A 12,065-nucleotide genomic window follows, 5' to 3' on the forward strand; every position below is an offset into this window, starting at 1 on the left:
GTGCGCTACCTCCGGGTGGCCCCCGGTCCGGCGGCGCAGACCTGCGCCTGAAGCTCGGCGTCCCGGAAGGCCTGGTCCCAGTCGTCCTTGTCACCGGCGACGACCCACCGGCGCTGGACCGACCACCGGGACAGATAGGCCGGCGCCGGGGCGGGGCGCGGGATAGCGCGCGGGACGGCTGGAGCGTTGTGGTGGAGCTTGGCTGCCGGGGCGGCCCGCGGGGCGACGCGGTGCCGGGTGCGTACATGTTTGACGATCGCCACGGTCACCACCAGCGCGAGGACGAACAGCCACGTTGCGGCGATCACGTAGACCAGCACGGCCAGAAACAACAGGAACCCAAGAATTCGTGCCATGGCAGCATTGTTCCAACCCAGACCCGGGATGGGAACACCCGACTGTTACCCGGCTCAGAAGCTCTCCGCCGAGCCAGCGTCAGGCGGCGCCATGGGGCCCCGGGAGCCGTGCAACCCGCAGCGTTGCCGGAGACCGCATAGTCCCGGCAACGCCCGGCGCACCGCACAGGGCCCCGGCCCCTACGGGTGCACCAGCACCTTCACGGCCGTGTCCTTGTGGTTGATCAGGGTGTCGAAGCCCTGTTCCACGAGGTCGTCGAGCGCGATCCTTCCGGTGATGAAGGGCTTGAGGTCCACCTTGCCCTCCTGCACCATCCTGATCACGGCGGGGTGGTCCCGGACGTAGGCGATGGTGCCGCGCAGGTCGATCTCCTTCAGCACCAGCTTCTGCATGTCCACCGTGGCGGGCGCGCCCCAGATGGACACGTTGACCACCACTCCCCCGGGCCGGACGGCGTCGAGCATGGTGTCCAGCACCGCGTTCACGCCGGCGCATTCGAAGGCGACGTCGGCGCCGGTCCCGCCGGTGAGTTCCAGCACCCGGGCCGGAACGTTTTCCAGGCTGGGGTCCAGCACGTGGTCCGCCACCCCGCTGGAGAGGGCCTTTTCCTTCCGGGCCTGGGTCAGTTCGCTGATGATCGTCGTCACGCCCATGCCCTTGAGGACGGCCGCGGTCAGCAGCCCGATGGGGCCCGACCCGCCCACCAGGGCCACGTCGCCGGCCTTGGCGCCGCTGCGCGCCACCGCGTGGTGGGCCACGGAGAGCGGCTCGATCAGGGCCGCCTCGTCCAGCGGGATGTCGCCGATGGGGTGCACCCACCGCTGGTCCACCACGATCTTTTCGCTGAGCCCGCCACCGCCGCCGGAGAGCCCGATGAAGCCCATCTGCCGGCACAGGTGGTAACTGCCCGCCTGGCACATATCGCAGTCGCCGTCCACAAAATACGGTTCGACGACGACGTTGTCCCCCACCGCGAGCCCGTCCACGCCTTCGCCCACCTCAGAGACGGTCCCGGAGAACTCGTGCCCCAGGGTCACCGGCGACTCCTCGTGCGAGAGCGGGTGCGGGTGCCCAGGCGCCGGGCAGAAGATGGGGCCTTCCAGGTATTCGTGCAGGTCAGTGCCGCAGATCCCGCACCACGCGACGTCGATCTTCACCGCGCCGGCCCGGAGCTCCGGCTCCGGGACGTCCTCGATCCGGATGTCCTTGCGGCCATGGAAACGTGCTGCCTTCATGATGGTCCTTCCAATCAGTGGAACGGATATGGGGTTTCACCGGGCCGGCCGGTGGCCGCCGGTTGGGTCCAGCCGGCGGCCGCCGATTGAGCCCGGTCAGCGGGTGTGGTGACTTGGCTGCAGTTCGTAAACAGGCGTTTCGAGTCCTTCCATCCGGGCCTTCAGCTGCAGGGCCAGATAGGCGGAGTAGTGCCGGCTCTGGTGCAGGTTGCCGCCGTGGATCCACAGGCTGGGTACATTGGTCGGCTTCCACATGTTGCGCAGCTCACCCTCCCACGGACCAGGGTCCTTTGGCGTATCGGAGCCGTATCCCCAGCATTTTCCTACTTTGTCCGCGATTTCGGGAGAGACCAGGTCCGCCAGCCAGCCGTTCATCGAGCCGTAGCCGGTGGCGTAGACAATAAGGTCCGCCTCCAGCTCGGTCCCGTCGTCCATCACGACGGCGTTGCCGGTGATCTTGGCGACCTGGCCGGACTTCAGCTTCACCCGCCCGTCGATGAGCAGCTGGGAAGCGCCGACGTCGATGTAGTAGCCCGAGCCGCGCCGCAGGTACTTCACGAACAGGCCGGACCCGTCCACGCCGAAGTCCAGGTCGAAGCCGGCGGCCTCGAGCTGGGAGTAGAACTCCGCGTCCCGCTCGGCCATCTGCTGGTACACCGGCACCTGCGCCCCGGGAAGCACCCGCATGGGAAGCGAGGCGAACAGCAGGTCCGCCTTCTCGGTGGTGATGCCGTTGGCGAGCGCCCGCTCCGAGTAGAGATCACCCAGGGCCAGGTCCATCAGCGACTCGCTGCGGGCGATGTGGGTGGAGGACCGCTGCACCATGGTGACGTCGGCGCCGTGCTCCCAGAGGTCCGCGCAGATGTCGTGCGCTGAGTTGTTCGAGCCGATCACCACGGCCTTCTTGCCCGTCCAGTCGCCGCCGCCGGGGTGTTGCGAGGAGTGGCGCTGCTCGCCGAGGAAACTCTCGGCGCCGTCGAAGGCGGGGATGCTCGGGTAGCCGGAGACGCCCAGGGCAAACACCAGCTGCTTGGGCCGCAGCGTCACCGGTTCGCCGTTGCGGACGACGTCGACCGTCCATTCCTGCGCGCCGTCGTCGTACGCCGCTCCCACGCACTCGGTGCCGGACCAGTAGTTCAGCTCCATGATCCGGGTGTAGTGCTCCAGCCAGTCGCCGATCTTGTCCTTGGCGGCGAAGACCGGCCAGTCGTCCGGGAACTTCAGGTACGGCAGGTGGTCGTACCAGACGGGATCGTGCAGGTGCAGGGACTTGTAGCGGTTCCGCCAGGAGTCGCCGGGGTTCTGGTTCTTCTCGATGATGATGGTGGGCACGCCGAGGCGCCGCAGCCGGGCGGCGAGGCCGATGCCGCCCTGCCCGCCGCCGATGATCACGCAGTACGGCTGCTGCTCGTAGCCGAGCCGGGCCTCCTGCTCTTCCTTCAGTTCCAGCCAGGACCGGCGGCCGCGGACGATCTGGTGAGCCACGCCCTGCTCACGGCGCGGGCCTTTCTTCTCCTCGAAGCCCTTCAGCTCCTGCATGGTGGTCAGCAGCGTCCAGCACTTGCCGTTCCGCAGCCGGAGGTGGCCGTAGCCGCGGGCGTCGCCGGTCTCGAACGTGATCCAGGCTTCCACGGCGTCGGCGTCCCCGGTGGCATCCTCCGCGAGCGCCCAGCCCGCGGGCTGTACGCGTTCCAGTGTCGCTTCCAGCATGCGTCGGATGTCCGCCTTACCCTCGAGGGTCTTCAGGTTCCAGGTGAACGCCACGAAGTCGCGCCAGTAGCTGTCATCCTCGAAAAGCTCCAGGGCCGCGTCCAAGTCGCGCCGTTGCAGCGCGTCATCAAAGGACGCCAGCCAGGCCTGCGCGGCAGCGGTTGGTGTTCCGGTCATCTCCACTCCTTTGTGATGTTGCCAGGTGAGCCCCGTCCCGCCGGTACCCTGCGATATGCTGGGGCGAGCGTGAGCTGCATCACCATTGGAGCGCGCCGGGGGTAACAGCGGCGTTACACGCCCACCGGTCCGGCACTGCCGCCGACTGCGGGGAGGAGCTGAGTGGACTACGGCCTGAGGTTCTCTGACCCGGCACGGTATGCACGGACCCTGCGCCGCGCACATGAACTCGTCATCTCCGGCGTCCCGCGCCCCGAAATCCCCGCCAGCCTGGCCGATTCATGGCACCGGGCCATGGCCTTGGGCATCAGCCCGGACCAGCACAGCCCGCGGCACCTGCACGAGGTGTCCGAGGTGCTGGAGCTCCGGCGGGAGCACCGGCTGCAGCGCGTGATGCCGGCCCTGCATGAGCTGCTGGCCGACGATTCGCGGAGCGGCCGGCACTTGCTGGTGTTGACCGATGCCAGCGGCGAGATCCTGTGGCGGGTGGGCAGCCCGGCCGTCCTGCGGCAGGCTGACCGGCTGGAGTTCCTGGAAGGGGCCGACTGGTCCGAGGCCGGGATCGGCACCAACGCCATCAGCGAGGCCCTGGTCACCGGTAGCCCGGTGCAGCTGTTTTCCGCGGAGCACCTGGTCCGCACGCACCACGAGTGGGCGTGTTCGGCGGCGCCCATCACGGATCCGGCCACCGGGCGGGTGCTGGGGGTGCTGGACGTCTCGGGGCCGCTGGACACGATCAGTGCGGACACCCTGCGGATGGTGCGGTGCGCCGTGCGGGTGGCGGAGTCGCTCCTGGGGACGCCCGACGGCGGGACGCACGACGGCGGGACTTCCGCGGGTGCGCCGTCGGGCCCGGGCGGGCAGCGCCCCCGCGAGCGCCTGCGCGGCCCGGTCGACTCGCCGCCGAGGGCGGCGGTGGCGTCCCTGGAACTGCTGGGCGACAAGCCATCAGCGTTGATGGCCGACGGCAGCCGCGTGCCGCTGACGCCGCGCCGCGCCGAGATCCTGGCGCTGCTGGACTCCCGCGCGCAGGGCTGGGCGGCAGAGGAGCTGGCCTACGAACTGCACGGCGACGCCGGGACTCCGCAGGCCATCCGCACCGAGATGTTCCGGCTCCGGTCGCTGCTCGGCGAGGCGGTGCTGTCCAACCCGTACCGGCTGGCCGCGGACGTGGCCGGACGGTCCGACTCGGGGCGGGTGCTGGGGCAGCTGCGCGAGGGCCGGGTGGCGGAAGCGCTGGAATCCTACCGGGCTCCCCTCCTCAGCCGGTCCGGCGTCCTAGCGGTCCAGCTGCTCCGGGACCAGTTGGACCTGGCCGTGGGATCGGCCGTGCGCGCCAGCGCCGACCCCGGGCTCCTGATGCGCTGGCTCTCCACGGACATGGGATCCGCCGACGCCGAGGCGGCGGAGGTCCTGGGAGCGCTGCTGGGTCGCGGGGACCCGCGGTACCTGGCGTTCCGCGCCTCCGCCGGCGCCTGACCGGGCCCGGAGACAGGCTGCCGGGGCTGGTGGCGAAGTAGAACCCATTGGCCGAACGGACGAGGCGGGGGCCGCGCAACAGGTTATTGACCGCCGTATGGGGCGGGGGTAATTTACGAGTAGCCGTGCTGTAACCCGTTGAGACGAGGGCGAACCCCGTCTCGGAATCACGCCAAGGCAACCCGCGTAACGATGCTGGGTTGCCAAGGTGCATAAGGTCTCCGCCGCTGTGGAAGCCTGCGGCATAGGCTTTTGCCCTCCACGACCCAGGGCCCCATCGGCTGCTAAACCCATTACCCGGCACGACCCAGCGGCCGTGCCCAGTTGCCCGGGCATGCCCGGCCCGGGTGAATCGGAGTACACGGTGGACAACAGCTCTTTCCAGGCCCTCCAGGAGAAAGTGCGGGGCCACGTCATCACGAGCGATCACGCGGACTACGACACCGCGCGTGCCGTCTTCAACGGAATGATCGACAAACGCCCCGCAGCCATCCTGCGCGTGTCGCAAGTCGCGGACGTCATGGCAGGCGTGAACTTCGCGCGGGACACCGGTTTGGACCTGGCCCTGCGCGGCGGCGGCCACAGCGCACCCGGGTTCGGGACCTGCGACGGCGGCCTCGTCATCGACTTCACTGGCTGCCGGGGCGTGCGCGTGGATCCTGCCAATGCGACAGCACGGGCCGAAGCCGGAGTGACGTGGGCGGACTTCAACCACGCCACGTGCGCCTTCGGCCTTGCCACCACCGGAGGCATCATTGGATCAACGGGTGTTGCTGGTCTAACCCTCGGCGGAGGCATCGGCTACCTCGCCCGCAAGTACGGACTCTCGTGCGACAACCTGAAATCCGCGGACGTAGTGACCGCCGACGGGAAGTTCCTCGTCGCCAGCGACACACAAAACGAGGACCTCTTCTGGGCGCTGCGCGGCGGGACCGGCAACTTCGGCGTCGTGACTTCCTTTGAGTTCAACCTGCACCCGGTGGATGTTCTCTACGGCGGAGTGATCATCCACCTTCTGGAGCACGCCGACGCGGTGGCACGGCTCTACCGGGATTACATCGCCACCGCACCGGAGGAAATGGGAGTTTTCCTGGGCTTCCACCAGGGGCCGCCTGTCCCCTTCCTGCCTGAGGAATATCACGGGAAGCCCGTGGTGGTGCTGGTGGGCGGCTGGGCTGGCCCCCACGACGAAGGGGAGCGTCAATGGCAGCCGTTCCTCGACGTCGCGCCCGCCGCCGGTTCCTTCCTGGGCCCCATTCCGTACACGGTGCTAAATACACTCTTCGACCCCATGTATCCCAAGGGCCTGCAGGCCTACTGGAAGTCCGCGTTCCTGCCCCGCCTGAGCGACGACGTCGTCCGTGTCGCTGAGAAGTTCGGCGAGGCCATTCCGAGCGTCCAGACGGCCAACCACTTCTATCCCATTAACGGTGCCGTCCAGCGGGTCGGGCGGGACGCGACCGCGTTCCCCTACCGCGACGCCGACTTTGCAGTGGACATTGCCTGCCACTGGGAGGATCCGGCCGACAATGACGCCAATAGGAAATGGGTGCGCGACTACTATGCCGAACTCCACCCCCTCGGATCCGGCGCAGGCTACGTGAACTTCCTCGACGCCGACGACCAGCCACACATCGAGGACACCTACGCTGGGAACTACGCCCGCCTCGCCCAAGTCAAAGCCAAGTACGATCCCGGCAACCTCTTCCACATCAACCAAAACATCAAACCGGCGGGCTGACACTTCCAACAACCCGGCGAGTGCATGCGGTTGGTGCGCCGGGTGGGTCACCGGTTCCCAGGAGCTGAGCATGCGGGAGCAGCAGGACATTGTTGTCATCGGCGGCGGTCAGGCCGGGCTCGCGATGAGTCGGGTGCTGCAGCAGCAAGGCCGCGACCACGTCGTCCTGGAGCGCGGGCGGGTCGGTGAGCGCTGGCGGACCGAGCGATGGGATTCCCTCCGCTTTCAGTTCCCGAACTGGACCCTGCAGCTGCCTGGCTACGCATATCAGGGGCCCGATCCGGAGGGGTTCGCCCACTACCGCGGGATTCTCAGTCTCCTGGAGGACTATGCGGGGCACCTGGCGGCGCCCGTGCGTGAACACGCCGAAGTCCAGGGTCTCGCGGCGCTTGGCGGGGACGAGGGCTTCGAGCTGTCCCTGGCTGACGGCTCCATCCGCGCGCGGAACGTCGTCATCGCGACGGGGCCCTTTCAGCTTCCCCGGATCCCCGCCGTGGCGCACGAGGTCCCACGATCGGTCCTGCAGCTCGACCCCACGCGCTACCGGCGTCCCGAGGCCCTGCCGGAAGGTGCCGTGCTCGTTGTCGGCAGCGGCGCCTCCGGCACCCAGATGGCCGATGAGCTGCTCCGTGCCGGACGCCGCGTCTACCTCTCGGTTAGCAGGCACCGGCGCGTCCCGCGGCGCTTCCGGGGCAAGGACGCCTACTGGTGGTTCGACGCACTGGGCCGCTTTGCGCAAACCATCGACAGCTTTCCCGAGCGTCAGTACCCGCCGTCGACGGTCGTGACAGGGGTGAATGGCGGCTACGACGTCGACGTTCGCAAGCTTGCGGCAGCCGGCGCGAACGTGATTGGCCGGGTCACCGGAGCGTCAGGCGGCGAGCTGGGGGTGCAAGCCAACGCGAATCAGATCCTCGATGAGGCCGATCAGGCGTACGCCGGCTTCGTGGCTGCAGCCCGGGACTTCATCACCAGAGGCGGTGAGGATGGGTTCGCCGAGGCGGATTCGGGGGAACCAGAGCCTCTTCCCGGTGTACAGGAGGTCGAGTCGCTGAGCCTCCCGGCGGAAGGCATCACCACTATCATCTGGGCGACGGGGTACGGCTACGACTACGGCTGGGTCAGGATTCCGGTGTTCGATGCCCGCGGCCGGCCCGCCCAGCAGCGCGGCGTCACCGCCGTTCCGGGCCTGTACTTCCTTGGGCTGCACTGGATGCACACCTTCAAGTCCGGCCTGCTCTCAGGTGTGGGCGACGACGCCGAATTCCTGGCCGATCAGATGTCTCGGGGGCGCCCTCCCTACAGGTAGTCCCCGGCGCGTTCGCGGGCGATTTCCAGCAACGTGGAATGGAAGGCGACCTCTGCCGGGGCGTAGACCTTGTCCTGGCGTTGGGCCAGGAGTACCCGCCGCAGGGGCGCGGCCTCGCCGAGGCTGATCACCCGGACGTCCGGGTGCTGCAGGGCCACGGCCGTCTTCGGCACCATGGCCACGCCCATGCCGACACTCACCATCGCCTGCGCTTCCTGGTAGTCGTTGGCCAGGAAGCCGATGGTCGGTTCGAAGCCGGCTTCATGGGCGGAGCGCTGCAGCACTTCGACGACGGGGTGCGCTTCGGCCCGCACGATCCAGGATTCCTTGCGGAGCTCTTCCATCCGGATCTCGTCGCGGTCGGCTAGCGGATGGCTGCGGGACACCAGCAGGACCGTGCTTTCCTGGAAAACCTCCGTGATCCGGATGGAATCGTCGTGAAAGCGGTTCCAAGGGTAGTCCCACAGCAGGCACAGCCCGGTCACTCCGGACTGCAGGTCGCTCACCAGCTCATCGAACCGCGCGCTGCGGAGGGACAGGCCGATCGCCGGGTACCTCTTCTTGAAGGCCCGGATGACAACCGGCAGGAACGAGCCGGCGAGCGTCGGAAAGGTGCCAACCGTCAGCGAGCCCCGCTTGAGGCCGGCGATCTGGTCCAGGTCCGACTGGGCGGCGCGCATCTGCCCGATGACCTTGCGCGCGTGCCCGGCGAGGACCTGCCCGGCCTCGGTGGGCACCACTCCGCGGGAGCGGCGGTTCAGCAGCGGCTGGCCGACTTCCTGCTCAAGCTTCCTCAGCTGCTGCGAAACGGCGGAGGGCGTGTACATCATCAGCTCGGCCGCAGCGGTGATCGACCCCTGCTCCACCACCTCCACCAGCAAGGCAAGGCGCCGAATGTCGAACAATTCCCGATCAGGATCGTTAAGCAACGCTATGCCCTTCTGTTGAATCCGTTAATTCTATACATTCACGCTCTCTTCCGGGGGTGAAGCGAACAATTTCCGACGGCGGCACTCCGGTAGGCAGGATGGCCTGAGCTTCAAAGACAATGAATGAAGCATCACTACAGTCCCGTGCAGAAATCCAACCTTGTCTTCATTTGTGATCTGGATCAATCTCGAATCAAGCCCTTGAACACCATTGGGGCAGATCTATGCAGAACCGAAGCTAGGAACAGACCATGAAGATCGAAGCGGAGTGGATGCGCGGAGGCACCAGCAAATGCTGGGTCTTCGAAACAGGCCAGCTGGACGAGACCGGGATCAGCCCGGACGTGCTGCTGCCCCGGCTGTTCGGCAGCCCCGACCACCGGCAGATCGACGGCGTCGGCGGCGCCACCTCCACCACCAGCAAGGCGATGATCCTGCACCGCCACGCCGACGCCGGCGTCGACGTCGAGTTCACCTTCGCCCAGGTGGGCATCGAGGAGGCCGCCGTGGACTGGGGCAGCAACTGCGGCAACTGCTCCGCCGTCGTCGGCCTGTACGCGATCGAAAAGGGCTGGGTGGTTCCCGACGGCGACGTCACCCGGATCGTCACCCGCAACACCAACACCGGCCAGATCATCATCCAGCGGGTGGCGACGCCGGCCGGCGCCCTGCCCATCGTCCCGCAGGCAGAGATGCCCGGCGTCCCGTTCCCCGGCTACCGGGTGGGGCTCGGCTTCCTGGACCCGGCGGGCATGACCACCGGCCGGCTGCTTCCCACCGGGTCAGCCACGGACACCATCGTCGCCGGCGGCACCCGCTGGACCGTCTCCATGGTCGACGCCGGGGCCCCGGTCGTGATGCTGCGCGCGGAGGACCTGGGCCTGGACCCGGAGCGCCACGCCAGCTGGACCGCCGGGCTGGACCTGCAGCTGGACACCCTGGAACACATCCGCCGCCAGGCCGCCGTGCGGATGGGGCTGGCGGCAACTCCCGCCGAGGCCGCCCGCGCGGTCCCCAAGGTCGCCGTCGTGGGCGCCCCTGCCCCGTCCGACGCCGAGTCCGACGTCGCCGTCGTCATGCTCTCGATGGGCAAGCCGCACCCGGCGCTGGCCATCACCGGAAGCATCGCCCTGACCCTCGCCGCCCGCACCCCGGGCACCCTGCTGGGCGACATCACCGGCGGCACCGCCGGCCCCACGCTGCGGTTGCGCACCCCGGCCGGAGTGATCGAAACGTGGAGCGAGGCACGGGACGGGCAACTGCTCGTCGGCGTCGACCGCACCGCCCGCACCATCGCAACCACCACCATCCACCTGCCCGAGGCCCTCGGCACCGCCGTCGACGCCTCCCTTGCCAGCGCTACTCGATGAGGAGAACGCATCATGACTAACATCGCAGAAAAGACTGCGGAACAGCCCACAGAAGAGGCGTCCGTACAGGCCGCACCCGGCGACACCCGCGTCGAGCCCTCCCGGCGCCGGGACCGCCGTCGCCGTATCCTGCTGGTGACGGTAGCCGCGATCGCTGTCCTGGGTCTGATCGCCCTCCTGTTCGGAGGTGTCCTCTTCAACCCCGCGGCCGCCTCTGAATCGGAGCCGACCATGACCGCCACCCAGATCATCCCGCTCGTCATCCTCGTGGTGATGTTCGTCGTCGCCACCAAATGGCCGCTGAACATCGGGGTCATGGGGCTGGTGGCCTCCTTCGGCGTCGGCTACTTCATGCTGGGCATGAGCGACAAGGAAATCCTGGAGGACTTCCCGGCCAGCATCGTCCTGACGATCATCGGCGTGACCTACTTCTTCAGCATGGCGCAGCGGAACGGGTCGATCGACATCATCGTCCAGACCTGCGTCCGGCTGGTCCGGGGCAAGACCATGCTGCTGCCCTGGGTGTTCTTCCTCCTGGCCGCCGCGCTGACGGCGCTGGGCACCTTCTCCCCCGCCGCGGTGGCGCTGCTGGCGCCGGCGGCCTTGGGGCTGGCCTACGAGTCGCGCATCCACCCGGTGCTGATGGGCGCCTTCGTGATCAACGGGGCCCACGCCGGAGGCTTCTCCCCGCTGTCCGTCGCCGGGGTGCTGGTGCACGACATCGCGCTGAAGAACGGCTTCCCCATCTCGCAGGGCGGGCTCTTCACGGCCAGCTTCGCGCTGAACTTCATCCTCTCGGCGCTGACCATCGTGCTGTTCGCACTGCTGGGCAAACTGCGCGACAAGCACGCCAACGAGTACGCCGGCCTGGATACGCCCCGCACCGGCCGCCCCGGCGGCCAGCAGATCTTCACCCTGGCCCTGATCGCAGTGATCCTGGTGTGCACCCTGGGCTTCCACCTGCCGATCGGCTTCGTGGCCCTCTCCGCCGGCCTGCTGCTGGCGTTCGTCAACATCAAGGAACACAAGACCTTCATCGGCGGCGTGTCCTGGTCCACGGTGCTGCTCGTGGCCGGCATGATCACCTATGTCTCGCTGCTCCAGCACGTGGGCGTCATCGACACCCTCGCCGAGATGGCCCTGGCCCTGGGAGCGCCGCTGCTGATCGCCCTGGTGCTCTGCTACGTCATCGGCGTCGGCTCCGCGTTCGCGTCCTCGACGGCGCTGCTCACCGCGTTCATCCCGATGGCCGGCCCGCTGCTGGCCACCAGCTCACTCAGCGCCTCCGGCACCGTCGCCGCGCTCGCCATCGCGGCCACCGTCGTGGACGTCTCCCCGTTCTCCACCGACGGCGCCCTGGTGGTGGCCAACGCCCGCGACAACGACCGCCAGCGCGTCTACCGCCAGCTCATGATGTACGCCGGCGGCGTGGTCCTGGTGGCCCCCGCGTTGGCCTGGGCGCTGCTGGTGCCGACAGGGGTTATGTAGGCGAACTCTTGTTACGTAACCAAGGGCAGGGCGGCTTTCACAGCCGGCCTGCCCTTTGGTTTGTCGTGATGCGAGCAGATTTGCCACCACACCGGTCCCGTTCAGGTGCGGCTCTACCATCTGAAGGGCACGAACCAACTCCCGGTTCGGCCGGATCCTGGGCCCGGCGGGTGCCAGATCAGCCGCAGCCAGATGTGGCCGAGCCGTGCCAAGCTACTGGACCTGCGGGCCCGGATCCGGTGCTCGCGCTGACGCAGTACGACAAACACG

General features: G+C 68.2%; 9 protein-coding genes. 5 read left to right on the plus strand and 4 right to left on the minus strand.

From position 1 onward, the window contains the following. Positions 1-5 precede the first annotated feature (5 nt). The 3 genes from AB4Y91_RS16325 to AB4Y91_RS16335 form a co-directional block, all read right to left on the minus strand. Entirely contained in the window at positions 6-356 is a 351-nt protein-coding gene (locus tag AB4Y91_RS16325) for a hypothetical protein (RefSeq protein ID WP_441419470.1), read from the minus strand. 180 nt (positions 357-536) lie between these two features. Then, positions 537-1,592: a 2,3-butanediol dehydrogenase gene (locus tag AB4Y91_RS16330; RefSeq protein ID WP_441419471.1), complete on the minus strand. Its 1,056-nt coding sequence runs from the start codon at positions 1,590-1,592 to the stop codon at positions 537-539. 96 nt (positions 1,593-1,688) lie between these two features. Beyond that, on the minus strand, positions 1,689-3,479 hold the full coding sequence (locus AB4Y91_RS16335; protein ID WP_441419472.1) for an NAD(P)/FAD-dependent oxidoreductase: 1,791 nt from the start codon (positions 3,477-3,479) through the stop codon (positions 1,689-1,691). A 162-nt stretch (positions 3,480-3,641) separates the two neighbouring features. Between AB4Y91_RS16335 and AB4Y91_RS16340 the strand changes: the two genes are divergently transcribed. The 3 genes from AB4Y91_RS16340 (at position 3,642) to AB4Y91_RS16350 (ending at position 8,008) form a co-directional block, all read left to right on the plus strand. After that, the gene (locus AB4Y91_RS16340) at positions 3,642-4,958 is read left to right on the plus strand and encodes a GAF domain-containing protein (RefSeq protein WP_441419473.1); all 1,317 of its coding nucleotides are present in this window, start codon (positions 3,642-3,644) and stop codon (positions 4,956-4,958) included. Between the two features lie 364 nt (positions 4,959-5,322). Continuing rightward, the gene (locus AB4Y91_RS16345; RefSeq protein ID WP_441419474.1) at positions 5,323-6,699 is read left to right on the plus strand and encodes an FAD-binding oxidoreductase; all 1,377 of its coding nucleotides are present in this window, start codon (positions 5,323-5,325) and stop codon (positions 6,697-6,699) included. Between the two features lie 70 nt (positions 6,700-6,769). Further along, complete coding sequence (locus AB4Y91_RS16350) at positions 6,770-8,008, plus strand: NAD(P)-binding domain-containing protein (protein WP_441419475.1); 1,239 nt, start codon at positions 6,770-6,772, stop codon at positions 8,006-8,008. On the opposite strand, the gene AB4Y91_RS16355 is transcribed toward AB4Y91_RS16350, so the two are convergent. Then, on the minus strand, positions 7,999-8,937 hold the full coding sequence (locus AB4Y91_RS16355) for a LysR substrate-binding domain-containing protein (RefSeq protein ID WP_441419476.1): 939 nt from the start codon (positions 8,935-8,937) through the stop codon (positions 7,999-8,001). The genes AB4Y91_RS16350 and AB4Y91_RS16355 overlap by 10 nt on opposite strands. Before the next feature lie 251 nt (positions 8,938-9,188). On the opposite strand from AB4Y91_RS16355, the gene AB4Y91_RS16360 reads away from it, so the two are divergent. Together AB4Y91_RS16360 and AB4Y91_RS16365 are read left to right on the plus strand one after the other, a co-directional pair. Further along, positions 9,189-10,307 carry a PrpF domain-containing protein gene (locus tag AB4Y91_RS16360; protein ID WP_441419477.1) on the plus strand — a complete coding sequence of 373 codons (1,119 nt, stop codon included), beginning with the start codon at positions 9,189-9,191 and terminating at the stop codon, positions 10,305-10,307. A 12-nt stretch (positions 10,308-10,319) separates the two neighbouring features. Next, complete coding sequence (locus AB4Y91_RS16365) at positions 10,320-11,795, plus strand: SLC13 family permease (RefSeq protein WP_441419478.1); 1,476 nt, start codon at positions 10,320-10,322, stop codon at positions 11,793-11,795. Positions 11,796-12,065: the final 270 nt, after the last annotated feature.

The sequence above is a fragment of the Arthrobacter sp. YAF16 genome (assembly GCF_052113385.1).
Taxonomy (GTDB): Bacteria; Actinomycetota; Actinomycetes; order Actinomycetales; family Micrococcaceae; genus Arthrobacter.